This window comes from Nocardia sp. NPDC055002, assembly GCF_053608825.1.
The window spans coordinates 426,105-451,801 of the sequence record NZ_JBSGWE010000001.1; the positions used below are offsets into that span (position 1 = coordinate 426,105).

At 67.4% G+C, this 25,697-nt stretch carries 28 protein-coding genes; 21 read left to right on the top strand and 7 right to left on the bottom strand.

Annotation, left to right across the window (positions count from 1 at the left end):
• The first annotated feature begins 53 nt into the window (after window positions 1-53).
• Together ACWF99_RS01995 and ACWF99_RS02000 are read left to right on the top strand one after the other, a co-directional pair.
• Complete coding sequence (locus tag ACWF99_RS01995) at window positions 54-1,175, top strand: serine hydrolase domain-containing protein (protein ID WP_452534072.1); 1,122 nt, start codon at window positions 54-56, stop codon at window positions 1,173-1,175.
• Between the two features lie 111 nt (window positions 1,176-1,286).
• Complete coding sequence (locus ACWF99_RS02000; protein ID WP_452534074.1) at window positions 1,287-2,066, top strand: MerR family transcriptional regulator; 780 nt, start codon at window positions 1,287-1,289, stop codon at window positions 2,064-2,066.
• Window positions 2,067-2,075: 9 nt separating this feature from the next.
• On the opposite strand, the gene ACWF99_RS02005 is transcribed toward ACWF99_RS02000, so the two are convergent.
• The 6 genes from ACWF99_RS02005 to ACWF99_RS02030 all read right to left on the bottom strand — a co-directional run bounded on the left by ACWF99_RS02005 (window position 2,076) and on the right by ACWF99_RS02030 (window position 6,234).
• Window positions 2,076-2,567, bottom strand: coding sequence for a hypothetical protein (locus ACWF99_RS02005; RefSeq protein ID WP_378629146.1), 492 nt, complete (start codon window positions 2,565-2,567; stop codon window positions 2,076-2,078).
• On the bottom strand, window positions 2,564-2,974 hold the full coding sequence (locus ACWF99_RS02010; RefSeq protein WP_378630003.1) for an NUDIX hydrolase: 411 nt from the start codon (window positions 2,972-2,974) through the stop codon (window positions 2,564-2,566). The genes ACWF99_RS02005 and ACWF99_RS02010 overlap by 4 nt, the downstream gene beginning before the upstream one ends.
• Before the next feature lie 98 nt (window positions 2,975-3,072).
• Window positions 3,073-3,552: a carboxymuconolactone decarboxylase family protein gene (locus tag ACWF99_RS02015; protein WP_378629147.1), complete on the bottom strand. Its 480-nt coding sequence runs from the start codon at window positions 3,550-3,552 to the stop codon at window positions 3,073-3,075.
• Window positions 3,549-4,628: an NAD(P)H-dependent amine dehydrogenase family protein gene (locus tag ACWF99_RS02020; protein ID WP_378629148.1), complete on the bottom strand. Its 1,080-nt coding sequence runs from the start codon at window positions 4,626-4,628 to the stop codon at window positions 3,549-3,551. The genes ACWF99_RS02015 and ACWF99_RS02020 overlap by 4 nt, the downstream gene beginning before the upstream one ends.
• Before the next feature lie 49 nt (window positions 4,629-4,677).
• On the bottom strand, window positions 4,678-5,790 hold the full coding sequence (locus tag ACWF99_RS02025; RefSeq protein ID WP_378629150.1) for a winged helix DNA-binding domain-containing protein: 1,113 nt from the start codon (window positions 5,788-5,790) through the stop codon (window positions 4,678-4,680).
• A gap of 66 nt (window positions 5,791-5,856) precedes the next feature.
• Window positions 5,857-6,234, bottom strand: coding sequence for a BlaI/MecI/CopY family transcriptional regulator (locus tag ACWF99_RS02030; RefSeq protein WP_255284061.1), 378 nt, complete (start codon window positions 6,232-6,234; stop codon window positions 5,857-5,859).
• Between the two features lie 215 nt (window positions 6,235-6,449).
• On the opposite strand from ACWF99_RS02030, the gene rox reads away from it, so the two are divergent.
• The 5 genes from rox to ACWF99_RS02055 all read left to right on the top strand — a co-directional run bounded on the left by rox (window position 6,450) and on the right by ACWF99_RS02055 (window position 11,144).
• Window positions 6,450-7,889 carry a rifampin monooxygenase gene (gene rox, locus ACWF99_RS02035; RefSeq protein ID WP_452534077.1) on the top strand — a complete coding sequence of 480 codons (1,440 nt, stop codon included), beginning with the start codon at window positions 6,450-6,452 and terminating at the stop codon, window positions 7,887-7,889.
• 105 nt (window positions 7,890-7,994) lie between these two features.
• Complete coding sequence (locus ACWF99_RS02040) at window positions 7,995-8,885, top strand: RNA polymerase sigma-70 factor (protein WP_452534078.1); 891 nt, start codon at window positions 7,995-7,997, stop codon at window positions 8,883-8,885.
• Between the two features lie 91 nt (window positions 8,886-8,976).
• The gene (locus tag ACWF99_RS02045; RefSeq protein ID WP_452534079.1) at window positions 8,977-9,450 is read left to right on the top strand and encodes a flavodoxin family protein; all 474 of its coding nucleotides are present in this window, start codon (window positions 8,977-8,979) and stop codon (window positions 9,448-9,450) included.
• A 33-nt stretch (window positions 9,451-9,483) separates the two neighbouring features.
• The gene (gene dinB, locus ACWF99_RS02050) at window positions 9,484-10,719 is read left to right on the top strand and encodes a DNA polymerase IV (RefSeq protein ID WP_452534081.1); all 1,236 of its coding nucleotides are present in this window, start codon (window positions 9,484-9,486) and stop codon (window positions 10,717-10,719) included.
• A 71-nt stretch (window positions 10,720-10,790) separates the two neighbouring features.
• Entirely contained in the window at window positions 10,791-11,144 is a 354-nt protein-coding gene (locus ACWF99_RS02055) for a PLD nuclease N-terminal domain-containing protein (RefSeq protein ID WP_452534083.1), read from the top strand.
• 31 nt (window positions 11,145-11,175) lie between these two features.
• Here the strand turns inward: ACWF99_RS02055 and ACWF99_RS02060 are convergent, their stop codons facing one another.
• Complete coding sequence (locus tag ACWF99_RS02060) at window positions 11,176-12,255, bottom strand: class 1 fructose-bisphosphatase (RefSeq protein ID WP_452534085.1); 1,080 nt, start codon at window positions 12,253-12,255, stop codon at window positions 11,176-11,178.
• Between the two features lie 126 nt (window positions 12,256-12,381).
• Between ACWF99_RS02060 and ACWF99_RS02065 the strand changes: the two genes are divergently transcribed.
• The 14 genes from ACWF99_RS02065 to nuoK all read left to right on the top strand — a co-directional run bounded on the left by ACWF99_RS02065 (window position 12,382) and on the right by nuoK (window position 25,696).
• Complete coding sequence (locus ACWF99_RS02065) at window positions 12,382-12,867, top strand: MerR family transcriptional regulator (RefSeq protein WP_452534087.1); 486 nt, start codon at window positions 12,382-12,384, stop codon at window positions 12,865-12,867.
• On the top strand, window positions 12,864-13,199 hold the full coding sequence (locus ACWF99_RS02070) for a thioredoxin family protein (protein ID WP_378629157.1): 336 nt from the start codon (window positions 12,864-12,866) through the stop codon (window positions 13,197-13,199). The genes ACWF99_RS02065 and ACWF99_RS02070 overlap by 4 nt, the downstream gene beginning before the upstream one ends.
• A 16-nt stretch (window positions 13,200-13,215) precedes the next feature.
• Complete coding sequence (locus tag ACWF99_RS02075) at window positions 13,216-14,427, top strand: hypothetical protein (RefSeq protein ID WP_452534089.1); 1,212 nt, start codon at window positions 13,216-13,218, stop codon at window positions 14,425-14,427.
• Window positions 14,428-14,529: 102 nt separating this feature from the next.
• Entirely contained in the window at window positions 14,530-14,931 is a 402-nt protein-coding gene (locus tag ACWF99_RS02080; RefSeq protein WP_378629161.1) for an Rv3143 family two-component system response regulator, read from the top strand.
• 372 nt (window positions 14,932-15,303) lie between these two features.
• Window positions 15,304-15,684 (top strand): NADH-quinone oxidoreductase subunit A, encoded by a 381-nt coding sequence (locus tag ACWF99_RS02085; protein WP_056819816.1) that lies wholly within the window; start codon window positions 15,304-15,306, stop codon window positions 15,682-15,684.
• A gap of 10 nt (window positions 15,685-15,694) precedes the next feature.
• Window positions 15,695-16,249, top strand: a complete 555-nt coding sequence (locus ACWF99_RS02090; protein WP_019047013.1) for a NuoB/complex I 20 kDa subunit family protein — start codon at window positions 15,695-15,697, stop codon at window positions 16,247-16,249.
• On the top strand, window positions 16,246-16,998 hold the full coding sequence (locus ACWF99_RS02095; RefSeq protein ID WP_378629163.1) for an NADH-quinone oxidoreductase subunit C: 753 nt from the start codon (window positions 16,246-16,248) through the stop codon (window positions 16,996-16,998). The genes ACWF99_RS02090 and ACWF99_RS02095 overlap by 4 nt, the downstream gene beginning before the upstream one ends.
• Window positions 16,998-18,311 (top strand): NADH dehydrogenase (quinone) subunit D, encoded by a 1,314-nt coding sequence (gene nuoD, locus ACWF99_RS02100; RefSeq protein ID WP_378629165.1) that lies wholly within the window; start codon window positions 16,998-17,000, stop codon window positions 18,309-18,311. The genes ACWF99_RS02095 and nuoD overlap by 1 nt, the downstream gene beginning before the upstream one ends.
• Window positions 18,308-19,024 (top strand): NADH-quinone oxidoreductase subunit NuoE, encoded by a 717-nt coding sequence (gene nuoE / locus ACWF99_RS02105; protein WP_452534091.1) that lies wholly within the window; start codon window positions 18,308-18,310, stop codon window positions 19,022-19,024. The genes nuoD and nuoE overlap by 4 nt, the downstream gene beginning before the upstream one ends.
• Window positions 19,024-20,343, top strand: a complete 1,320-nt coding sequence (gene nuoF, locus ACWF99_RS02110) for an NADH-quinone oxidoreductase subunit NuoF (RefSeq protein ID WP_378630006.1) — start codon at window positions 19,024-19,026, stop codon at window positions 20,341-20,343. The genes nuoE and nuoF overlap by 1 nt, the downstream gene beginning before the upstream one ends.
• Window positions 20,340-22,799, top strand: a complete 2,460-nt coding sequence (locus tag ACWF99_RS02115) for an NADH-quinone oxidoreductase subunit G (RefSeq protein WP_452534092.1) — start codon at window positions 20,340-20,342, stop codon at window positions 22,797-22,799. Before nuoF ends, ACWF99_RS02115 begins: the two co-directional genes overlap by 4 nt.
• On the top strand, window positions 22,792-24,582 hold the full coding sequence (gene nuoH / locus ACWF99_RS02120) for an NADH-quinone oxidoreductase subunit NuoH (RefSeq protein ID WP_378652633.1): 1,791 nt from the start codon (window positions 22,792-22,794) through the stop codon (window positions 24,580-24,582). The genes ACWF99_RS02115 and nuoH overlap by 8 nt, the downstream gene beginning before the upstream one ends.
• Window positions 24,579-25,400 carry an NADH-quinone oxidoreductase subunit J gene (locus tag ACWF99_RS02125; RefSeq protein ID WP_378629175.1) on the top strand — a complete coding sequence of 274 codons (822 nt, stop codon included), beginning with the start codon at window positions 24,579-24,581 and terminating at the stop codon, window positions 25,398-25,400. Before nuoH ends, ACWF99_RS02125 begins: the two co-directional genes overlap by 4 nt.
• Window positions 25,397-25,696, top strand: a complete 300-nt coding sequence (gene nuoK / locus ACWF99_RS02130) for an NADH-quinone oxidoreductase subunit NuoK (protein ID WP_452534094.1) — start codon at window positions 25,397-25,399, stop codon at window positions 25,694-25,696. Before ACWF99_RS02125 ends, nuoK begins: the two co-directional genes overlap by 4 nt.
• Window position 25,697: the final 1 nt, after the last annotated feature.

A 25,697-nucleotide genomic window follows, 5' to 3' on the forward strand; every position in this document is an offset into this window, starting at 1 on the left:
GTGACGCAGATCACTCTTGCGGTTGACCTTGGGTCAACCCGGACGCTCATCTCATGACTTCGAACGCGAACACCACAGCGAACACCACCACACCCGCTGCCGCACAGCACTACCCGACCCTGCAGCAGACCATCGAGGAGATCGTCGCCACCGGATTCGTCGGCCTGCACGTGCGAGTCGACGACGAGCAGGGCACGTGGGTCGGCACCGCCGGGCGCAGCGAGCTGGGCCACAGTGCACCACCGCCGGTCAACGGACGCGTCCGGATCGGCAGCAACACCAAGACTTTCGTCGCGACCGTGGTCCTGCAACTGGTCGCCGAGGGCAAGATCGCCCTCGACACTCCCGCCGTCGACTACCTGCCCCGGTTCGAGTTGGATCCGCGCATCACCGTCCGCATGCTGTTGCAGCACACCAGCGGGATCTTCAACTTCACCGGCGAGTTCTACGAAGACGGGACGAGCGCGCCGGGAGTCGTCGCCTGGGGCGGCAAAGACTGGGTGGACAACCGTTTCCAGACCCACCACACCGACGAGCTGGTGCGGCTGGCATTGGCAAAGCCCGCGCGGTTCGAGCCGGGCACGGACTGGAGCTACGCCAACACCAATTACGCGCTCGCCAAGCTGTTGATCGAAGCGGTCACCGGTCACTCACTGGCCGAGGAGATGCAGCGACTGATCCTGGGTCCGCTCGGGCTCTGCGACACCGTCGTGCCGGAGACCTCGACCGAGATCGGCGGACCGCACGCCCACGCCTACTACCGCTACGACGACGCCGGGGTGGAGAAGACGGTCGACGTCACCTCCCAGAACCCGTCCTGGATTTCCAGCGGCGGCGACATGATCTCGACCAGCAAGGACCTGCACACCTTCCTCTCCGCACTGGTGGGCGGCACGTTGCTGCCCGCCCCGCTGCTGGCCGAGATGCTCACGCCCGAAGCCAAGGTCGGCTACGGCTTGGGGGTGTTCGTCCAGCAGACCGAGACCGGCACCGTCATCACCCACAACGGCGGCCACGGTGGCCATGCGGCGCTGATGTACAGCACGCTCGACGGCGCCAAGACCATGACCGCCGCACTCAACTACATCGACGACGCCGACCTGTCGATGTCGGCGACGTTCCAGGCCGCGACGCAGCGACTGCTCGACGAAGTGTTCGGTACCGCGACGGCCTGAACGCACCGTCCAGGCCGTGCCGAGTCGGGCGCGGCCCGGATGCTTGACCTCGACGCACCATCAAGGTCAACTTTCTGAGTAGGACTACCTCGAACAAGGCGGGCTGAGCAGATGATGAACGGCGTCACGATCGGCCAGGCCGCGGTTTTCGCCGGTGTCACGATCAAGACCGTGCGGCACTACGAGAAGAACGGTCTGCTCGCCGAACCGGCCCGCGACAGCTCCGGCTACCGGCGCTACGGTTCCGCCGAGCTGTTGCGGTTGGTGCAGGTCAGAACCCTCGCCGCCGCCGGAGTTCCGCTGGCCGAGATCGGATCGCTGCTCGACGCCGACGCCGACGCGTTCGCCACCGAGCTCGCCGACGTCGAACGGCGTCTCACCGAGCGGATCGAGGAACTGATCGTGCGCCGAGATACGCTGCACCGGCTGGCCGACGGCGACCGCACGCTGCTGCCCGACCGCGCGGTGGAGCTGCTCGCGCGCCTGCCCGGCCTCGGCTTTCCCCCGGCGGAGGTGGCGGCGGCCAGGGAAGGGTGGGTGCTGGCCAGAGCGCTGGTTCCGGAGGGCTTCGACGATTACCTCACCAATGTCGAGAACGCCCTCGAAGACACCGAGTTCCTCACCCTGAGCAGGCGCGCCTCGGAATCGGCCGCCTGGGAACCGGACGACCCGCGTATCGAGGAAGTGGCCACCGCACTGGCCGAGCACTATCTCGCCCACCCCGAACAGCTGAAGATCGTGACGGGTCTGCAAGCCCGCACAGAAGCCGCGACACGCTACAAATTGATCCGCCACCACGGTGAAGAGCAGGAATCGGCCCCGGCCCGGCTCTCTGCCCTCGTCGAGGCGAAACTGCGGGCCGCCGGCGTCTACATCCCCGGATCCCGCTGACCCGCACGCTCAGATCTGCCGCACCCACGCGACGAAGAACAACCCGCCCGCCGCCACGAGAACCAGGGCGACTGGAATCGCCCACCACGACCGGTCACCGCCGAGCACAGTCCGCGTCACCCGCAGCTGCAACCGGCCGAACAGGGCGATCACCGCGACGAATGCCGGCGCGATCAACCCACCCAACACCGCGTGCACCAGCCACGCGCCCGCCAGCGTCGGCCCGCCCCACGAGGTCTCATAACTGTCGGCGGCGACCCACGGATAGGCGAACCCACGCACCACAACCAGCACGCTGAGCATCGCGAGGAACCAGCCGAGCAGCCCGACACCACCGGAGAGCACCGATTGGATCAGGCAGCGTCGCAGCGAAATATTGTGAGCGCTGACAGGTTCGCGCAGGAGCAGTCGCGGCACCCGCAGCCGGGTCCGCACCCGGGTGAAGGCCAGTGGCAGTGCCAGCAGTTCGTAGAACGCCGACCGTGCCACCGCGCCGATCACCGCAGCGATCCGGCCGCCGCGAGGTCGTCGAACAACAACTGGTCGACCGGGGGAACCAGATCGCGGTCCCCGAATCCGAACCAGGCCAGCGCCTCGATCTCGCTGCTGGCCGTGAGCACCCCGCGGTAGTCGGCGGTGTAGCACGCCATCCGGACGACGGTGTCGTGCCCGTCGGCGATCGCGGCCTCGTAGGTGCCGACGTGGGTGGCGCTCTCGGGCGTGAGCTCGACGGTCAGTTCTTCGGCGACCTCACGGACCAGGGTCTGCAGGTCGGTCTCGACGCCTTCCCGTTTACCGCCCGGGATGAAGAACACGTCCTTGCCGCGCGGGCGGGCACACAGGATGCGACCGTTCTCGATCAGCACCCAGGCCACCGTATCGATGAGCTGCTGTCTCGCAGGTTCCATCACGGCCCGCAGCTTAATCGGCGCGGGCGCGACAGTGTTGCCCAGTCCCTGCCGCCCGGCCGCCGGCGCGGTGGTGCTCCGTCCGGCGCACCCGGCGGTCAGTGGCCGGGCAGCACGCACACGGTGTCCAGCCCGAGGACACGGTTGAGGCGGCCGAACGCCAGCCAGGAACCGATGCTCATGCTCAGCTCCACCACCTCGGCCTGGGAGTACTCGGCGAACATCCTGGTCCAGAATTCGTCGTCGAGGCCGTGATGATCGGTGGCGTAGCGCTCGGCGTATTCGGCGGCGAGGCGGGTCCGTTCGTCGAACCGGTCGGTGTCACGCCAGTGGGTGACGGCTTCGGCGAATTCCGCTTCGACCTTCTGCCCGTCGCGTTCGGTGCGCCAGTCCTGACAGAACAGGCAGCCGTTGATCTGGGCGATCCGCAGCCGGGCCGCTTCGAATTCACGCAGGCCGAGGGTGGAGTGCTCGTAGACCGACAGCGAGAACGCCGCCGCGGCGACGCCGATGCCGGGCACCATCTCGCCCCACACGTAGCCGATGGGATCTTTGCCCTCGGGAATATCGATGATCATCGTGGTGTCCTTCCGAGTTTGCCGACCGCGGCGCGCAGCGGCACATCGAGTGCGTCATAGAGACCGGGCGGCGCCTCGACCAGCCAGTCGATGGCATTGACCAAACGTCCCACCGCCGTGGCGTTTCCGCCCGCCGCGCGATTGCCGCCTTCATCGGTCGCTTCGACGCTCACCTCGATGCGTGGCGAACCCTCGATGATCACCCGGTGGGCACCGTCCCCGTCGGGTGGTGTCGGCCAGTCCGGTGCGCAGCTGGGATGGATGCGGGTGACGTGCTCGATCACGATGCGCGCCTGCCCGTCGACGATGCCTTGCACCTCGAACCGCACCGCCCCCTGCGTGCCGGCGTCGAACGCCCCCATCTGGGTGGTCTGCACTGTCGCGTCGAGGGCGCGCCGGTCGACGGTTTCGCGGATCTCGTCGAGTTCGACACCCAGCGCTCTGGCCATCAGCCGAATCTGGCCGCCCCACACCATCGTCGGCACGCTCGCCATCAGCATCGGTGGCTGGTAGTCCATCGGCTGTCCCATCCCGACGAGGTAGCGCACCGAGTCGGGTTGGTCGTAGGTGGAGTAGTCGAAGATCTCCTGGCAGCGCACCACGTCGACGGTGGCGGCGAGCCCACTGATCAACAGCGGCAGCACATCGTTGCCCCAGCCGGGATCCACCCCGGAGACGAACAGCGAACCACCGCCTGCGGCAATGGCTTCCAGCACCGGCTCGCGCATTTCGGCCGGTGCGTTGCGCGGGTCGTAGAGGGCGTAGAGCGCCGGGGTGACGACGACGGCGCCTGCCCGGATCGCCCGCACGATGTCGGCGAGCGCGTCGTCGGGCCGGATGTCTCCGGACGCCGCGTACACCACCGCCTGGGGTCCGGTGGCGAGTAGCGCGTCGACGTCGTCGACGGCGGCCACCCCCAATTCGGTGTCCAGGCCCGCGAGCGTGCCCGCGTCTCGGCCGACTTTGTCGGGGTTGTGCACGAGCACCCCGGAGAGAACCAGCGCCGGATGGGCAGCCACGGCACGGATGGCCGCGCGGCCGACGTTTCCGGTGCCCCAGACGATCGTGGGGATCATCGAGCCACCGTAGCAAGCGCTTGGTTCGTCGTCTGGCGTATCCGAAATCTCAGCTCGCGCGGACGCCGAGCCCCGATGCGCCGGTAGCCTCTGCCAGCCGGTTCACCGCTGCGGTCAGGTCGCGCTTCGCCACCTTGCGCGCGTCGAACATCGACACCACGACCTCATCGTCGACCTGTTCCCAGGTGCCCACGATGCGACCGTCGACCAGCACCAGCGGCGAGATCCAGCCCGCCGTCCTGCTCACCTTCGACCGGTGCTCGGCGGGCAGCAGCACGGTGTCGGCAGTACCGGGTCCCAGCACGTACTGGTCGAACGGACCGAGCAGATGGACACCGCCGTCGAGAGTCGCCGCGGCGAGATCGTCGGCGAACTCGCTCGGAATCCAGCCGATCCGTCCTTCGACGTCGACCTCGGTCAGCGCGTCACCCATCGCCGCGAACCACCCGCGCAGCACGGTTTTGCGCACGCTGTTGCGACTGAGCCACGCGTCGAAGGCCTCCGGGGTCGCGGGACCGTACGCGCCGAGATACGCGCGGATCAGCGCCGGTGCGGCGATATCGGGTTCCGGGATGCCCTTCCACCCGGGAGTCAGGTCGGCCGGCGCGGTGAAGGTGACCTTGGTCCCGCGCGCGGGACCGTGACACAGCGCGCCCTGCCAGGCCAACGGCTTGAGCACCGCACCCCAGCCGGAGCGCAACTGCTCGCCGAGGTGGGCGAAGCCGGGTTCGGCGAGTACCGCCTCGACCAGTTCGTCCCGGGTCAGGACCTGACCGGCCAGGACTCCCGACACCACCTCCACCAGACCGGCCACCTGCTCCGGGGTCGCGCCGAACGTCTTCTGCCACGACGGTTTCTCCCAGGTCCGCGCCGATCCGATCAGCGACAGCGCGGCCGCGGCCTGCTCGGGCACCATCGCGTGCAGAGTGCCGCGCATCGCCCAGGTCTTGATCAACGTGCCCGCGGCCAACGCCTCACCGACACCGAGCCCGCGGGAATCGGAACTGCGTACCGCCACAGCCATCTCCGCCGCCGACGCCACCTGCGCCTGCACCCCGGCCAACCGGGCCGCGACCTCCTCGGCAGAACCCGCGGTCGGTGCCGCGACGAACTGACGGCCCAGCCGCCAGGCGAACACCTGATTCCATCCCACACTCAGCATGTGTCCCCATCCCCGTGACGATCCGATCGGAGTCCCATCAGATCAGATCGCTCCGACACGAACGGGCTAACTCGCCTCGGTCCGCCGGGTGGCGACACGGCGCAACGCGGCTCGCAATCCCGCGAATTCGTCGTCACTGATCCGGTCGACGAAGTAGTTGAGCACGAGGTCGGAGCGCCCGCCCACACCGAGCGCCTCGTGCATGAGCCGGGCGCTGTGTTCCTCGCGGGTCACCGTCGGCCAGTACCGGTACGCGCGCCCCGCACGCTCGCGGGCCAGCCAGCCTTTGCGGTGCAGATTGTCCATCGTCGACATCACGGTGGTGTAGGCGATGTCGCGTTCGGTCGCCAACTCGTCGAACAGTTCGCGCACCGTGGTCGTGTCCACATCGCGGTCCCACAGCCGATCCATCAGCACTGCCTCGAGATCCCCGAAACCACGCACCGCCGACCGACTCCTTCACCTTGCCCGAACCGCTTCACAGTACCGGCACCGCCTCGGTGAGAGTCGCGAGCATGGCAATGGCAAGGAGGGAAAACCACTCCTTGCCACCTCTAACATATAGCGCACCCCGGGGCTTGCGGCAAGACCCCGGTGATGCCGCACAATCTCTCGGCGAGCCCGCAACCTGCGGGAATCTTGTCGAAGGGGAGTATTCGATGATCGACGTGATCGTGGTCGGCGGTGGGCCGACGGGCATGATGCTGGCCGCCGAATTGAGGCTGCACGCGGTGCGGGTGGTCGTGCTGGAGAAGGACGCGGAGCCGACGACGATCGTCCGCTCGCTCGGCCTGCACGCGCGCAGTATCGAGATCATGGATCAGCGCGGCCTGCTCGACCGGTTCCTCGCGCTCGGACGCCGCCATCCGCTCGGCGGGTACTTCGCCGGCATTCCCAAACCGGCGCCCGAACGACTCGACACCGCCCACCCCTATGTCCTGGCCATCCCGCAACCCCGCACCGATCAGCTGCTGAGCGAGCACGCCACCGAGCTCGGTGCCGAGATCCGGCGCGGCTCCGAAGTGGTCGGCGTGAACCAGCGCGACGACGCGGTCACCGTCGAACTGGCCGACGGTACCCGGCTGCGTGCGCGCTATGTCGTCGGCTGCGACGGTGGCCGCAGTACCGTGCGCAGGCTGCTCGGTGTCGCGTTCCCCGGTGAGCCGAGCCGGGTCGAGACCCTGCTCGGCGAAATGGCATTGACCGCGTCACCGGAGACGATCACCGAGGTGATGACCGAAGTCCGCAAGACTCAGCTGCGATTCGGCGCGATGCCCCTGGCAGACGGGGTCTACCGCGTCCTCGCCCCCGCGGCCGGAGTCGCCGAGGACCGGGCTGTCGCGCCCACCCTCGAGGAAATGAAACAACAGCTCATCGCCACCGCGGGCACCGACTTCGGCGCGCACTCGCCGCGCTGGCTGTCGCGTTTCGGCGACGGCACCCGCCAAGCCGAGCACTACCGCGTCGGCCGCGTGCTGCTGGCAGGCGACGCCGCCCATATCCACCCGCCCACCGGCGGACAGGGCCTGAACCTGGGCGTGCAGGACGCGTTCAACCTCGGCTGGAAACTGGCCGCCGAGATCAACGGCTGGGCGCCACCGGGCTTGCTCGACACCTACCAGACCGAACGCCACCCCGTGGCCGCCGACGTGCTCGACAACACCCGCGCCCAGATGGAACTGATGTCGCTGGACGCGGGACCACAGGCGGTACGCAGACTGGTATCCCAGCTGATGGAATTCGACGAGGTCAGCCGCTATCTCACCGAGAAGATCATCGCCGTCGCAATCCGCTACGACTTCGGCGAGGGCGGCCCACTGCTCGGCCGGAGATTGCGCGATATCGCCTTGAAACGCGGTCGCCTCTACGCGCACATGCACGCGGGCCGTGGACTCCTGCTCGACCAGACCGGCCACCTCTCCGTGCGGGGATGGGCGGACCGGGTCGACCACATCGTCGATGTCAGCGAAGAACTCGACGTCCCCGCGGTACTGCTTCGCCCCGACGGGCATGTGGCATGGGCCGGTCGAGATCAGCAGGATCTCCTCGACCACCTGCCTGTCTGGTTCGGTCGGCGCGAGGGCACCGCGGCGATATGAGGTGTCGTCCGCAGCATCCACCGGGATCATCTGCGCGACAGCGTGGTTGCGCTGACTCGCTGTCGCCGGGAATCATCGGCGTATGAGGCGCGCCGGGGTGGCCCGATGACCGAGTCCGACACATTCGCCACATTCCGGCCACTGCTGTTCACGATCGCCTACGAAATCCTCGGCTGTGCCGCCGATGCCGAGGATGTGTTGCAGGACAGCTACCTTCGCTGGCGCGACGCGACGGAAGTGACGCATCCGCGCGCGTACCTGGTGCAGATCGTCACCCGTCAGGCGATCAATCATCTCCGCACGGTCCGGCGTCGCCGCGAGGATTACGTCGGCACCTGGCTGCCCGAACCGATCCGGACCGCGCCCGACGCGGGAGAGGATGTGTTGCTGGCCGAATCGGTGTCGATGGCGATGCTGCTCGTGCTGGAAACTCTCGGTCCCACCGAGCGCGCGGTGTTCGTGCTGTCGGAGGTGTTCGGGCACAGCCATCGCGAGATCGCGCGGATGATCGATAAATCCGACACCGCCGTGCGGCAGATCGCCCACCGGGCCCGCGCGCATGTCGCGTCACGGCGCCGGCGCTTCCAACCGGACTCCGACACCAGCCGCGCGGTGATCGGCCGATTCCTGCTGGCCGCCAACACCGGCGATGTCAGCGCCCTCATGGCGGTACTCGCGCCCGACGTCCTGCAGATCTCCGACGGCGGTGGCCGCGTGAGTGCCGCGCGCCGCCCGATCATCGGCGCCGAGCCCGTCGCCCGGTTCCTGATCGGGCTGACCCAGAACTCGATGGCGGGCGCGACGGTCGAATTCGGCAGTTTCAACGCGCAGCCCACGGTGATCGCCCGATCGAAGAACGGCGACCTGGATACGGTGCTGGTGGTCGAGCTGGCCGACGACCTCATCACCGGGCTCTACGCGGTCCGCAACCCCGACAAGCTGCAGTCCATCGATGTCGTGCGCGATCTCGACATCGCAGCCGAAGACACGCTGTGACGGAGGGCACAACACCTGCGTGTCACGCGGGGAACTCGAGCGGTGTCTCCGAGAGTGTCCAGCAACGCAGCGGAACGAAAGGACCACCCCTATGAAGGTCATCCTCGTGTGCAAGTCGGTGTCGCACGGCAATACCCAGCGCGTCGCCGAAGCCATCAGCCAGGTGCTCGGCGGCCGGGTCGTCGCTCCCGCCGACATCGATCCGGCCGAGCTCGCCGCCTACGACCTCGTCGGCTTCGGCTCGGGCATCTACAACATGGCTTTCCATCCGGAACTGCGCCGGTTCATCGCCTCGCTGCCGGCCCGACACCAGGGCAAGGCGTTCGTGTTCCGCACCAGTGGATTCCCGGAAACGCCGTTTCGCCGCTATGTCACCACCTTGACCCGCGACATCGAGAAGAAGGGCTTCGACGTGGTCGACGCCTTCGACTGCCGGGGCTTCGACACCTCGCTGCCGCTGCGCGTGGTCGGTGGTGTCCGCAAGGGCCACCCCGACGCCTCCGACCTCACCGCCGCGCGCGAGTTCGCCGAAAACCTGCAGGCCAGGATTATCTCCACACCCTGACAGGCCGAACTCGTCGGACCCCGATGCGAACATATGTTCGTGTCCGATTCCGCCGTCCCGCGTCGCCCGCGTATCCAGTCACGTGCCGAGGCCTCGATCCTGCACGCCGACCTCGACTCGTTCTACGCCTCGGTCGAGCAGCGTGACCAGCCGTGGCTGCGTGGCAAACCGGTCATCGTGGGTGGCGGGGTGGTGTTGGCGGCCAGCTACGAGGCCAAGGCGTTCGGTATCCGCACGCCGATGAACGCGGCCCAGGCGCTGCGCCTGTGTCCGCACGCGATCGTGGTGCCGCCGCGGATGTCGGCCTATGCCGAGGCGAGCAAAGCGGTGTTCGCGGTATTCCACGACACCACCCCGGTGGTGGAGGGGATCTCGATCGATGAGGCGTTCCTCGACGTCAGCGGGCTACGCCGGATCAGCGGCGAACCGATCGACATCGGCCACCGGCTGCGCACGCAGGTGGCCGCCCGGGTGGGCCTGCCCATCTCCGTGGGCATCGCACGCAACAAATTCCTCGCCAAGGTCGCCTCCGCCGTCGCCAAACCCGACGGGTTACGCCTTGTCGAACCCGGCAAAGAGCTCGACTTCCTGCATCCGCTGCCGGTAGAGCGATTATGGGGCGTCGGCAAAGTCACCTCGGCGACGTTGCACGCCAACGGCATCACCCGCATCGGCCAGCTCGCCGAACTCGGCGAACCCCACCTGCGTGCCATTCTCGGCCCCGCCGCGGCCCGTCACCTGTTCGCCCTGTCCTGGGCTCAGGATCCACGCCGCGTGGAAACCGGCAAACGCCGGCGCTCGATCGGCGCCCAACGCGCCCTCGGCCGCCGCCCTCGCGACCCCGACGAGATCGCCGCCTACCTCGACGGTCTCACCGACCGCCTCGGCCGCCGCCTGCGCGCCGCCGACCGCGTCTGCCGAACGGTGGTGCTGCGCTTACGTTTCGACGACTTCACCCGAGCCACCCGATCACACACCCTCGTCGAAGCCACCGACGCCTCCACCGCGATCCGCCACGCCGCCCGCCTGCTGCTGCACACCGCCCAACCACTGATCACCGAACGCGGCATCACCCTGATCGGCCTGTCGCTGACCAACCTCGACGACGCCGACACCAGGCAACTCACCCTGCCGCTGGAAGCGCGTGCCGAGAACACCCTCGACGCCACCCTCGACGACCTGCGCCGCCGCTTCGGCTCCACCGCCGTCACCCGCGCCGCACTCCTGCGCAGCGGCGAAGGCCTCTCGGTTCCGCTCCTGCCCGACTGACCGCGCCGGCATGTCGGTCGTCGCCGGCCACTGCGGATCCACCGTGCGAGCCGTCGTGGAATAATCGCCGAATGCCATACGCCGTCATCGGCTTTCTGACTCTCGCCCTGTGGGTGTATTGCCTGGTCGACATCATCACCAGCCCCGACGCGGGCATCCGGCACCTACCGAAGATGGGGTGGATCATCGTCGTCGTGCTGATCCCGACGATCGGTGCGCTGCTGTGGTTGTTCGCGGGCAAGCCGGTCGGCGAGTCAGGGCCTGTCTCCAATACCCGGTTCGGCGAATACGATCGCCCCGGTCGCCGGGTCGCGTCGAATCCCGACGACGACGAGGCCTTCCTCCGCGGCCTGCGCGAGCGTGCCGAACAGCAACGTCGCGAGGCCCGCAGGCAACAGCAAGAACGCGACCAGGACCCGGCCTGATCGCCCGGGAAGCACGGTGCCGATCGCGCATCTACGTGCGCTGATCGTGTTTGGCGGGCCGGAACAACGACCGCGTCCCGAACAGCGAACTGTCGAATCGCTTGCCCGCGTCCGGTTCCCGGTGATACCGCTCGATGCGCAGCACCTCGTTGCGGGAACCGAAGATGAACGGCACCCGCTGATGCACCTGGGCCGGGGGAACCTCCATCATGCGCTCGTGCCCGGTGGTCGCCGCCCCGCCCGCCTGCTCGACGATGAACGCGATCGGGTTCGCCCCGTACAGCAGCGAGACTCGGCCCGGCTGTGCGGGATTGCGCGTATCGCGCGGGTACAGATACAGCCCGCCCCTGGTCAGGATATGGAAGGTGTCGGCCACCAGTGACGCCACCCACCGCATATTGAAATCTCGCCCGCGTGGCCCTTCGACTCCCTCCAAACACTCGAGCACATACCGGCGCACCGGCCGCTCCCAGAACCGCTCGTTCGCGGCATTGATCGCGAAACCCGAGGTGTCCTGCGGGATTCGCATCTGCGGATGAGTCAGCACGAACGCACCGATCTCCCGATCGAGGGTGAACCCGTCGACGCCGCTGCCCGTGGTGAGGACCAACATCGTGGCGGGCCCGTACAGGGTGAACCCCGCACACACCTGCGCCACTCCCGGCTGCAGGAAGTCGGTTTCGACAGGGTCCGCGTCGCCGGCGACCACCGCTTCCGGCGCCCGCAGAATACTGAAAATCGAACCGACGGGCAGATTCACGTCGATATTGCTCGACCCGTCCAACGCGTCATAGGCCAGGAGATACTTGCCCCGGCGCTGCGTCGCGGGCAGCACCGTCGCATGCTGCTCGGACAACAACCCGGACAGATGCCCCGACCACTGCGTCTGCCCCACCATGATCTCATCGGTCAACACATCGAGCCGCCCACTCACCGACGTCTCGTCCTCGACCCCCGACCCGATGATCGCCCCGCGCGTCACCTGATTGGCAATGATCTTCGCCGCCGTCGCCACCACATTCACCAGCGCGGAGAATTCCCCCGACGAACCGGGATGCCGATGCTCTTCCTCGATCGTGTACCGCGTCAGCGTTTTCAATCCATTCGGCATTCGGTCACGACCCCCTGCGAAATCCGGTGCGTCCCTTGCCCTTTTCAGAATGGCTCACCGCCCGCCGATAGGCAATGTGAACTCTCACTTGACCTTGCCCCTGGGGGCAGCGTTTACATTCGCTGCATGAGGATCGGAGAGCTTGCGCGGCTGGCTCAGCTCAGCCCCAAGGCCATCAGGCGGTACGAGGCGCTCGGGCTGGTCGCACCGGAACGGCACCCCAACGGCTTCCGCGAATACGACGACCACACCGTCCGCCTGGTGCGCGAAATCCGATCCCTGAACCGTCTGGGCATCCCGGTAGAGGAGACTCGCCCGTTTCTGGACTGCCTGGCGACAGGCAGCGAACACGTCGACGACTGTCCGGCCTCCCTGGCCGAATACCAGCGAACCATCGACGCACTGACCGCGGAAATCGACGCCCTCACCGCCCGCAGAGACGCCCTCACCGATCGCCTCCGCGAGGCCACACACCGCCACAGGACCACACGAACGCTCCCGTGGCCGACAGCGGTCTCCGCGCTGCAGCCCTCATCAGGTCGCGATGGGACGCCCCAGCCACAGGCCGATCGAACACACGACAACCCCACCGAACAGAAGGATTCCCGATGACCCTGAGTTCTGCGATCGTCGGCACCGTGGCGGTGACCGATGAGACATTCGACCGCGATGTGCTCGCCCACCCCGGCCTCGTTCTCGTGGACGTCTGGGCCACGTGGTGCCCGTCATGCAAAATGATCGCGCCGGTGCTGGCCGAAGTCGCCCGCGAGCGTGCGGACACGCTCGCCGTTCGCACGCTCAATGCCGATGAGAACCCACTCACTGCCCGCGCGTACCAGGTCATGGCCGCTCCCACGCTGCTGCTTTTCCGCGACGGCCAACTGCTGCGCACCCTGGTCGGCGCCCGCTCCAAGGCCCGGCTTCTCGCCGAGTTGGACGAGTAGTGGATCACTGATCTCGGTGATTGCACTGGGCGACAACGCCATCGACGGCGGATCGCTGTCGGTGGGCTGTGCCACGATCTCGTGCGTGACCGAACCCTCGCACCTCCTTGCCGAGCATCGCCTGGAACTGATGCTCGATTACGGCCAGTTCATCCTGCACGGAGGGGAGGGTGAGGAGGGTATCGAGCTCGCGTTGCTCGACGCCGCGCATGCGGACAGGCCGTCGGCGGGCGACGGCCACACCGTGGTGGTGCTCAGCCCGCACCAGAACAACTTCGAGATGCCGATTCACATACAGGTGTGGGATCGGCGACCGGTCGACGAGGGCGAATGGCAGCAGGTCAGCGAAGCCCGGCTGCACATCGGCGAGCACGGGCTCACCATCAGCTCACCCGTCGACGGCTGGGCCGACGCACCCGTGCCGCCGGGCGACTACCTTGCCGAGATCGCCGGAACGGGTTTCGCGAACTACGGCTGGCCCGGCGACACCACCCCCGGCGACCACTGGCGAATCCGGCTCTGGCCCGACGACGGCACCGCTCCTCGACCCGCCCGGCAGTGGGATATGCCCGGCTACGGCATTCCCGCCAACAGCGCAGTACCGCCGACCGAGCCTGCCCCGGATCTGCCCGAGCCCGAATCGGGCCGACAACGAGAGATCCGCACAGAAGCCGAGGCCAGAGTGCGCGCCGAATGGGGCGGCGAGCCGATACCAGCCTTCGCCAACACCTATCACGGACGCGAACTCGCAGGCTACGACCGTGCGATGGCGGAGTCGATAGCCGCCATGAGCGCCACGCGATTGCGTCGACTGGCCGAGTACTGCGCACAGCGCGCCTACGATCTCGCCGGTCTCAGCGATCGCGCCTGGGTGCGCCCCGCGCTGGACGCGCTAGCATCCGGCGCACCGCTGCCCGAACCCTTCCACGACAACGACGCCGCGTTCGCGCGGCTGGACAGAGACCAGTACGGACCCGACGAGGCGAGCTTCCAGAGCAGCGTCATGCGGGAAGTGTCAGAGGCCAGTACCCCGACACCGAACCCTTACGACCGCGGCAACATCAGTCGCCCCCACTTCGCCCTCAACACGGTTTTCCATGCGCGGCATACCGATCCGTTGCAGGGCGCGCTCTCCGCGATCACCGAAGCCGCGATCACCTTCGGCCCAGACGTCGAGAGCCTGTTCACCGGCATCCGCGGCGAGTTCGATCTATCCCCGCGGTCGTGAGCGCAAGCCCCGCCGGTGCTGATCGCCGCCGATACCACTGCGCGACTGGTCGATCCGGCGAACCTGCCACGGTGGCGCCACCCGCGGACGTACGATCCGAGCGTGGCCGAATCCCATGGTTCCACCCCGCTGCGTGTGCTGGTCTACAGCAACGATGCCGATACCCGCCAACAGGTGATCCTGGCGCTGGGCCGTAAGCCGCGCGCCGACCTACCGGAGCTCGACTTCTTCGAGGTCGCTACCGCACCGGTGGTCATCGAGCAGATGGATGCCGGTGGGATCGATCTGGCGATCCTGGACGGTGAATCCGCCCCGACGGGTGGCCTCGGTATCGCCAAACAGCTGAAAGACGAGATCGATCAGTGCCCGCCGGTGGTCGTGCTCACCGGCCGACCCGATGATGCCTGGTTGGCCAACTGGTCGCGCGCCGAGGCCGCCGTCTCGCACCCGATCGACGCCATGCAGCTCACCAACGCGGTCGCGGGCATCCTGCTCGCTCGCTGAACAGGACCATCCGGGCATCGTCCCGACCTGTCGGATAGTCCGCTTGGCACCTTTCTATCTATCACCACTGGTAACGCCAGTGGTTCGCTGCTGCATGCCCGCAGACGATTACCCCCGTATCGCTCATGAATCGCGGTACCGATATCGATCAAACCCCACCCCGGAAACGTGCGGCGGACCCCTGAAACGGCGGTAGTCTGTGCTCTAGCTCACACGAGCACGGGCTCTTGTATAACGCTCCGCCATCGCTGCACAGCCTTGCGCGAGCCCCGGTTCGGCGGACAACGTTGTCGGCCCCGTCTCGCCGAAAGCTGCCGTCCGCGGCCGGGCCACACGGCTCGGCCTGCTCCAGCGAGGAGGGGAAGTGCAGTCGTGAATATCGAGGTGCCCGCACTCGTACTCGGCGCCATCGCCGCGGCGTTCGCGGTGTTCTCCGTCATCATGGCGTCGCTGATCGGCCCGAAACGCTACAACCGGGCCAAACTCGAACCCTATGAATGCGGCATCGAGCCGACCCCGCACGCCATCGCCGGTGGCCCGGGAAATGCAGCGGGACAGCGCTTTCCGGTGAAGTACTACCTCACGGCGATGCTGTTCATCATCTTCGACATCGAGATCGTGTTTCTGTACCCGTGGGCCGTGCATTTCGACACCCTCGGGCTGTTCGGTCTCGCCGCGATGGCGCTGTTCATCGTCAACGTGTCTGTCGCCTACGCCTACGAGTGGCGTCGCGGCGGCCTCAGCTGGGAATGAGTGGGAAATAATGGGTCTCGAAGAGAAACTGCCCAGCGGGTTCCTGCTGAGCACGGTCGAGGATTTCGCCGGCTACCTGCGTAAGGGCTCCGTCTGGCCCGCCACGTTCGGGTTGGCGTGCTGCGCGATCGAGATGATGGCCACCGGCGCCGGACGATTCGACATCGCCCGCTTCGGCATGGAAGCGTTCCGCGCCTCCCCACGCCAGGCCGACCTGATGATCGTGGCGGGCCGGGTGAGCCAGAAGATGGCGCCGGTGCTGCGCCAGGTCTACGACCAGATGACCGAACCGAAATGGGTGCTGGCCATGGGGGTCTGCGCGTCCTCGGGGGGCATGTTCAACAATTACGCCATCGTGCAGGGCGTCGACCACATCGTCCCGGTCGACATCTACCTGCCCGGCTGCCCACCCCGCCCGGAGATGCTGCTCAACGCGATTCTGGCGCTGCACGCGAAAATCGCCGAGATGCCGATGGGCGTCAACCGCGAGGAAGCGATCCGCGCCGCCGAGCAGGCCGCACTGGCCAGCACGCCGACCATCCGGATGGAGGGCCTGCTGCGATGACGTTCGACTCGCCCGACAACACCGACAACCCTGCGGGACACCAGGTTCCGGAGGAATCACCCGCGCAGGCCCAACCCAAACCGCCACAGGACGAGGTGATCGGCACCCGGCGCGGCATGTTCGGCGTCAGCGGCACCGGTGACACCTCCGGCTACGGCGGCCTGGTCACCCCAGTCGCCCTGCCCGCGGGAACACCTCCCCCGTACGGCAGCTGGTTCGACGCCTTTGTCGGCACCTTGCGCGCCGCACTCGTGGGCCGGGTCATCGCCTTCGACACCGTGATCGAGCGGATCGTGGTCTTCCGCGACGAACTCACCCTGCACGTGAAGCGCGAACACCTCGTCGCGGTCGCGAGCACGTTGCGCGATGACAGCACACTGCGGTTCGAACTGTGCCTGGGTGTCAACGGCGTGCACTATCCCGACGACGACGGCCGCGAACTGCACGCGGTCTATCACCTGAAGTCGATCACACACGGACGCCGCGTGCGGCTGGAAGTGTCCGCGCCCGATGCCGATCCGCACATTCCGTCCCTGTTCTCGGTCTATCCGACGACCGACTGGCACGAACGCGAAACCTACGACTTCTTCGGCATCCTCTTCGACGGGCACCCCTCCCTGACCCGCATCACCATGCCCGACGACTGGCGCGGGCATCCGCAGCGCAAGGACTACCCGCTCGGCGGGATCCCGGTGGAGTACAAGGGCGCGCGCATACCGCCGCCCGACGAGCGGAGGACCTACAGCTGATGACCGACACCGACTTCCGCCGCGACGAACCACCGGTAGTGACCGTCGCAGGCCAGGACTGGGACCAGGTCAGCGAAGTGATCGACGGCGGCGCCGAAGAACGCATCGTGGTGAACATGGGCCCCCAGCATCCGTCCACGCACGGGGTGCTGCGCCTGATCCTCGAAATCGAAGGCGAAACCGTCACCGAGGCCCGCTGCGGCATCGGCTACCTCCACACCGGCATCGAGAAGAACCTGGAATTCCGCAACTGGACCCAGGGCGTCACCTTCGTGACCCGAATGGACTACCTGTCCCCGTTCTTCAACGAAACCGCCTACTGCCTCGGCGTGGAGAAACTCCTCGACATCACCGACCAGATCCCCGAACGCGCCACCGTGGTGCGAGTGCTGCTGATGGAGCTCAACCGCATCTCCTCGCACCTGGTCGCCCTCGCGACCGGCGGCATGGAACTGGGCGCGCTCACCCCGATGCTGTTCGGCTTCCGTGAACGCGAACTCATCCTCGACGTCTTCGAGAACATCACCGGCCTGCGGATGAACCATGCCTACATCCGTCCCGGCGGCTTGGCGCAGGATCTGCCCGCCGACGGGGTCACCAAGGTCAGGGAACTGCTCGACCTGCTGCCCGGGCGCCTGCGCGACATGGAGCACCTGCTCAGCGCGAACCCGATCTGGAAGAAGCGCACCCAGGACATCGGCTACCTCGATCTCACCGGCTGCATGGCCCTCGGCATCACTGGGCCGGTCCTTCGCGCCACGGGTCTGCCGCACGATCTGCGCAAATCAGATCCGTACTGCGGGTACGAGAACTACGAATTCGATATCCCGACGACCACCGGCTGTGACTGCTACGGCCGCTACATCATCCGGATCGCCGAGATGACCGAGTCGATCAAGATCGTCGAACAGTGCCTGGACAAGTTGCGTCCGGGCCCGGTGATGATCGACGACAAGAAGATCGCCTGGCCCGCCGACCTGGAACTGGGCCCCGACGGTCTGGGCAACTCACCCAAGCACATCGGCAAGATCATGGGCACCTCCATGGAATCGCTGATCCACCACTTCAAGCTCGTCACCGAAGGCATCAGAGTGCCTGCGGGACAGGTGTACTCGGCGGTGGAGTCCCCGCGCGGGGAACTGGGTGTGCACATGGTCAGCGACGGCAGCACCCAGCCCTACCGGGTGCACTACCGCGACCCCTCGTTCACCAACCTGCAAGCGGTGGCCGCGATGTGCGAGGGCGGCATGGTCGCCGACGTGATCGCCTCGGTCGCCAGCATCGACCCGGTCATGGGCGGAGTGGACAGATGACAATCGACAACCCCACCAGCACACCGATTCTCCTGAGCCTGAGCACGCGTCCCGAACCGTATCCGCCGCATGTGCGCGAGCGTCTCGAACTGGACGCCAAGGAGATCATCACCCGCTACCCGCACCCCCGCTCGGCCCTGCTCCCCCTGCTGCACCTGGTGCAGGCCGAGGAGGGGTACGTGACGGGCACCGGCATCGACTTCTGCGCCGATCACCTGAACCTCACCGGCGCCGAGGTGACCGCGGTCGCCACGTTCTATTCGATGTACCGGCGCACCCCCACCGGCGACTACCACGTCGGGGTCTGCACCAACACCCTCTGCGCGATCCTCGGCGGCGACGCCATCTACGAAGCGCTGCACCAACATCTGGACGTCGAGCACGGCGAAACCACCCCCGACGGATCCATCACTCTCGAACACATCGAATGCAACGCCGCCTGCGACTACGCCCCGGTCATGATGGTGAACTGGGAATTCTTCGACAACCAGACTCCCGAATCGGCAGTCGCGATCACCGACGCCCTCCGAGCGGGCCACCAGGTCCGCCCGACCCGCGGCGCACCGCTGTGCACATTCCGCGAGACCGCCCGCATCCTCGCCGGATTCCCCGACGAGCGTCCCGGCGCGCTCGAAGGAACACCGGGCGCACCCACCTTGGCAGGGCTCGACATCGCTGCCGCAGAACAGGATTCGGCAGGGGGTTCGCGATGATGGCCCTCACCCCGGTACTCAGCGAACACTGGGCCGCTCCACGGTCCTGGACCCTGGAAAGCTATCGCGCGACCGGTGGCTACGACGGTCTCCGCGCCGCCTTGGGCAAGACACCCGACGAGGTGATCCACACCGTCAAGGACGCGGGTCTGCGCGGTCGCGGTGGGGCCGGCTTCCCCACCGGGATGAAGTGGTCGTTCATCCCGCAGGGCCCTGGTCCCGACGGCACCACGAAGCCGCACTACCTCGTCGTCAACGCCGACGAATCCGAACCCGGCACCTGCAAAGACATCCCGTTGATGCTGGCCACCCCGCACACCCTCATCGAAGGCATCGTGATCGCCGCCTACGCGATCCGGGCCGCGACCGCGTTCATCTACGTGCGCGGCGAGGTGGTGCCGGTATTGCGCCGACTGCAAGCCGCCGTCGCCGAGGCCTACGCGGCGGGTCTGCTCGGCCACGACATCCTGGGCTCGGGTTTCGACCTGGACCTGATCGTGCACGCCGGCGCGGGCGCCTACATCTGCGGTGAGGAAACCGCACTGCTCGATTCCCTCGAAGGCAGGCGCGGACAGCCCCGTCTGCGCCCACCGTTCCCCGCCGTCGCGGGCCTGTACGCGTGCCCGACGGTGGTGAACAACGTGGAATCCATTGCCAGCGTGCCCTCGATCCTGCGCAACGGCACCGAGTGGTTCCGTTCGATGGGCAGCGAGAAGTCACCCGGCTTCACCCTGTACTCCCTGTCGGGGCATGTGGCCCGCCCCGGCCAGTACGAGGCCCCGCTGGGCATCACCTTGCGCGAGCTGCTCGATTACGCGGGCGGTGTGCGAGCCGGGCACACCCTCAAGTTCTGGACTCCCGGCGGTTCCTCGACCCCGATGTTCACCGACGAACACCTCGACGTCGCCCTCGATTACGAAGGTGTCGCCGCCGCCGGATCCATGTTGGGCACCAAGGCCTTACAGATCTTCGACGACACCACCTGCGTGGTGCGCGCGGTCCTGCGCTGGACCGAGTTCTACGCCCACGAATCCTGCGGCAAATGCACACCGTGCCGCGAAGGCACCTATTGGCTCGTGCAGTTGCTGCGCCGACTCGAAGCCGGCGACGGCACCGAAGCCGACCTGGACAAGCTCGCCGACATCGCCGACAACATCAACGGCAAATCGTTCTGCGCGCTCGGTGACGGCGCGGCCAGCCCGATCTTCTCCTCGCTGAAGTACTTCCGCGACGAATACCTCGCGCATCAGCGACTCGGCGGCTGCCCGTTCGACCCGGCCGCCTCGACCGTGTGGGCACCAGCGAAAGAGGACCGATGACAGCCATCGCACCAGGAAACAGCAGCGATGTGGTGCCCACCGACATGGTGAGCGTCACCATCGACGACACCACGATCGAAGTTCCCGTGGGCACCTTGCTGATCCGTGCCGCCGAACTGATCGGCGTGCAGATCCCGCGCTTCTGCGATCACCCCCTGCTCGACCCGGTCGGCGCGTGCCGTCAGTGCCTCGTCGAGGTCGAAGGGCAGCGAAAGCCGGTCGCTTCCTGCACGATCCCGGTCACCGACGGCATGATCGTGCGCACCCAGATCAGTTCCCCGGTCGCCGAAAAGGCCCAGCGCGGGGTGATGGAACTGCTGCTCATCAACCATCCGCTGGACTGCCCGGTGTGCGACAAGGGCGGCGAGTGCCCGCTACAGAACCAGGCGATGTCCACCGGCAGCGCCGAATCCCGCTTCGACGGCGAGAAGCGGACATATCCGAAGCCGATCCCGCTGTCCACCGCGGTGCTGCTCGATCGGGAGCGGTGCGTGCTGTGCGCACGCTGTACCCGGTTCTCCCAGCAGGTCGCCGGCGACCCCTTCATCGAACTGATGGATCGTGGTGCGCTCCAGCAGGTCGGCATCGCCCAAGCCGAACCCCTCGACTCCTACTTCTCCGGCAACACCGTTCAGATCTGTCCCGTGGGCGCGCTCACCGGTACCTCCTACCGTTTCCGGGCCCGCCCGTTCGACCTGGTCTCCACCCCGAGCGTGTGCGAGCACTGCGCCTCCGGATGCGCACAACGCACCGATCACCGTCGCGGAAAAGTGTTGCGCCGCTTGGCCGGCGACGACCCGCAGGTCAACGAGGAATGGAACTGCGACAAGGGCCGCTGGGCCTTCGCCTACGCCACCGAGCGCGACCGCCTCACCACGCCGATGGTGCGCGGCTGGGACGGCGTCCTGGCCCCGGCCTCCTGGCCCGAAGCTCTCGCCGCCGCCGCTGCGGGCCTGAGTGCGGCGATCGGCAATGCCGGTGTGCTCGTCGGCGGCCGCGTCACCGAGGAAGAGGCGTACGCGTACAGCAAGTTCGCGCGCATGGTCCTCGCCACCAACGACATCGATTTCCGCAGCCGGGTGCATTCGGAGGAGGAAGAACGATTCCTCGCCGCCCGCATCGCCGGACGCGGTGTGCGGGTCGACTTCGCCGCGCTCGACCGAGCCCCGGTCGTGCTGCTGGTCGGGTTCGAACCGGAAGAGGAATCGCCGATCGTCTATCTGCGGCTGCGCAAGGCCGCACGGACCCGCGGGCAACGGGTGGTGTCGCTGGCGCCGTTCGCCTCCCGCGGCCTCGAACGCATGTCGGGCGCGCTCATCCAAACCCCGCCGTGCGGGGAAGCCGACGTCATCACCTCGATCATGGCCGAAACGTCCGCCGATGCCGCCGAACTCATGACGATGCTGAACACGCCCGGCGCGGTCATCATGGCGGGTGAACGTCTCGCGGGCAGCCCCGGCGCCCTGTCGGCGGTGACCCGCCTGGCCGATGCCACCGGCGCGGCACTGGCCTGGGTGCCCCGCCGTGCGGGCGAACGCGGCGCGCTGGAAGCAGGCGCACTGCCCAGCCTGTTGCCCGGCGGCAGACCCGTCGTGGATCCTTCAGCACGCCAACAGGTTCGACACCGCTGGCAAGCCGGTGAACTCCCCGTCACCGTCGGCCGCGACGCCAACGCCATCCTGGCGAGCGCCGCCCAGCTGGGTGCGCTGGTCATCGGCGGCGTCGATCCGGCTGACCTGCCCGACCCGGCCGCCGCCCTGGCCGCGATCGACGCGGCCCGGTTCGTCGTCAGCCTCGAAATGCGGCACAGCGCCGTCACCGAACGCGCCGACGTCGTCTTCCCGGTGGCGACCGCGATGGAGAAGTCCGGCACCTTCCGCACCTGGGAAGGTCGCCCGCGTCCCTTCACCGCGGCCTCGCTCGACACCACCCGCCGCGTCGCCGCTCCCCTGTCGGACCTGCGGGTGCTGCACTCGCTGGCCGCGCAGATGGGCGTCCCGATCAACCTGCCCGACCCCGCCGCCGCACGCACCGAACTCGACGGACTCGGCGCCTGGACAGGTGAGCCCATCCCCGCCCCGGAGCTGACCAGCCAGACTCGCCCCGCACCCGGGCCAGGAACGGCCGTCCTCGCCGGATGGCGGATGCTGCTCGACGCCGGCCGCATGCAAGACGGTGAACCCAATCTCGCCGGTGTCGCCCGCCCGCCGGTCGCACGGCTCTCGGCCGCGACCGCCGCCGAGATCGAAGCCGACGATGCCGATCACGTCATCGTCTCCACCGAGCGCGGCGAGATCTCGGTGCCGTTGATGATCACGGACCTGCCCGACCGGGTGGTGTGGCTGCCGCTGCACTCGCCCGGTTCGACGGTCGCCGCCGAACTCGGTGTGACACCCGGCGCCGTGGTGCGCCTGCGTCGCGCCGACGACAGGATGAAGGAACACCGTCATGAGTGATCGAGTCCTACTCCTCGCGGCCGACACCGGGCCTGTCTTCGGCACCGATCCGCTGTGGCTGGTGGTGGTCAAGGCGCTCGGCGTGTTCATCTACCTGATGCTGGTGCCGTTGATCGCGGTCTACGCCGAACGCAAAGTCGTGGCGTGGATGCAGATGCGGATCGGGCCCAACCGGATCGGCCCCGGCGGCATGCTCCAGTCGATCGCCGACGGCGTGAAGATGGCGCTCAAGGAAGACATCATCCCGGCGATCGTGGACAAGCCGATCTTCGTGCTCGCCCCGATCATCTCGGTGATCCCGGCGTTCATGGCCTTCGCGGTGATCCCGATGGGCCCGGAGGTCTCGATCTTCGGCACCCACACCGCGTTGCAGCTCACCGACATGCCCGTCGCGGTGCTCTACATCCTCGCCATCACCTCCATCGGCGTGTACGGCATCGTGCTCGCCGGCTGGTCCTCGGGTTCGACCTATCCGCTGCTCGGCGGCCTGCGCTCGACCGCGCAGGTCATCTCTTACGAGATCGCGATGGCACTGACCTTCGCCACCGTGTTCCTGCTGTCGGGCACCATGGCGACCTCCGAGATCGTGAGCGCGCAGGAGGGCACCTGGTATGTGTTCCTGCTGCTGCCCTCGTTCCTCATCTACTGCGTGTCGATGGTCGGCGAGACCAACCGGGCGCCCTTCGACCTGCCCGAAGCCGAAGGTGAACTGGTCGGCGGTTTCCACACCGAGTACTCGTCGCTGAAGTTCGCGATGTTCATGCTCGCCGAATACGTGAACATGGCCACGGTGTCCGCCTTGGCGACGACGCTGTTCCTCGGCGGCTGGCGGGCGCCGTTCCCGATCAGCCTGTGGGAGGGCGCCAACTCCGGATGGTGGCCGCTGCTGTGGTTCACCCTCAAGGTGTGGACGTTCCTGTTCGTGTTCGTCTGGCTGCGCGGCACCCTGCCTCGCCTGCGCTACGACCAGTTCATGAACCTCGGCTGGAAGCTGCTCATCCCCACCTCGCTGGTGTGGGTGATGGTCGTGGCCGCCGCACGGGTCCTGGACCTCGAGGGGATCCCCGGACAGAACTTCATCCTGGTCGGTGTAGGGCTGGTGATCACCGCGGCCATGATCGCGATGTTCCTGCGCGCGGGTCGCAGCAAGGGGCTGCCGCCGTTGCCGCCACAGGAGCCCTCGACCTCGTCGGTGTTCCTGGGTTTCCCGGTGCCGCCGATGCCGGCACGGCCCGCGAACGACCAGCCCGAGTTCGGGTTGTTCGACCCGCTCGCGGGTTTCGCGGTCACCGCGGCCACGATGTTCAAGAAGCCCAATACCGAGTCCTACCCGGAGCAGAAGGTGCCGACCGCGCCGCGCTATCACGGTCGCCACCAGCTCAATCGCTACGACGACGGACTCGAGAAGTGCATCGGCTGTGAACTGTGCGCATGGGCGTGCCCGGCCGACGCGATCTTCGTCGAAGGCGCCGACAACACCGAGGACGAGCGCTTCTCCCCGGGTGAGCGGTACGGCCGCGTCTACCAGATCAACTACCTGCGCTGCATCGGCTGCGGCCTGTGCATCGAGGCCTGCCCGACGCGTGCGCTGACGATGACCAACGAATACGAACTCACCGACGACAACCGCGCCGACCTCATCTACGAGAAGGACCAGCTGCTGGCCCCCATGGAGCCTGGCATGACGCCCGCGCCACACCCGATGGCACCGGGCACCGACGCGGCCGACTACTACCTGGGCCGGGTCGGTCCCGCACCGTCGGAGCAGGAGGTACTGCGATGAGCACCGCACACGTGCTGGCCGCCGAGGTCACCAACACCTCCACGGGTGAGGGCGTGCTGTTCTGGGTACTGGCCCCGATCGCGGTGCTCGGCGCCCTCGGCATGGTGACCGCGGCCAAGGCCGTGCATTCGGCGATGTGCCTGGCCGCCACCATGATCGCGCTCGCCGTGTTCTACATCGCGCAGGGCGCGCTGTTCCTCGGCGTCGTGCAGATCGTGGTGTACACGGGCGCGGTGATGATGCTGTTCCTGTTCGTGCTGATGCTCGTCGGCGTCGACTCCGCGGAATCGCTGCGGGAAACGTTGCGCGGCCAGCGCATCGCCGCCGCGATCGTCGGGCTCGGATTCGGATTGCTGTTCATCGGCGGCATCGGCGCGGCCCTGCGCGACAGCGGAACCAGCTTCCCCGGCCGGGGTTTCGGCGACCGCGACGTGATCGCCGAACTCGCCGAGTTGATCTTCCTGCGCTATGTGTGGGCGTTCGAACTCACCGGCGCACTGCTGATCACCGCCACGATCGGTGCGATGGTGCTGGCCCACCGCGAGCAGTTCACCCCGAAACGCGGACAGCGGGAAATGTCACGCGATCGCTTCCGCACAGCCGGCGAACGGGCCACCCCGCTGCCGACACCGGGTGTCTACGCACGGCACAACGCCGTCGACAGCCCCGCCCAGCTTCCCGACGGCTCCTTCGCCGAACTCTCGGTGAGCACGATCCTGCGTCACCGCCGCAACCGCGCCCACACCGAAGCCGCTGTGCTCTCGGTCGGCACGGTCCGCGACGACAATCCGACGGCCGACGAGGAAGGCAAGCGGTGAACCCCCAGAACTACCTGTTCCTGTCTGCGCTGCTGTTCACCATCGGCGCCGCGGGAGTGTTGTTGCGCCGCAACGCGATCGTGGTGTTCATGTGCGTGGAGCTGATGCTCAACGCGGTGAATCTGGCGTTCGTGACCTTCGCCCGGTTGCACGGCAACCTCGACGGTCAGGTGATCGCGTTCTTCACCATGGTGGTCGCCGCCGCCGAGGTCGTCGTCGGCCTGGCCACCATCATGACGATCTTCCGTGCCCGCCGGTCGACCTCGGTCGACGACGCCAACCTGCTGAAGTTCTGAC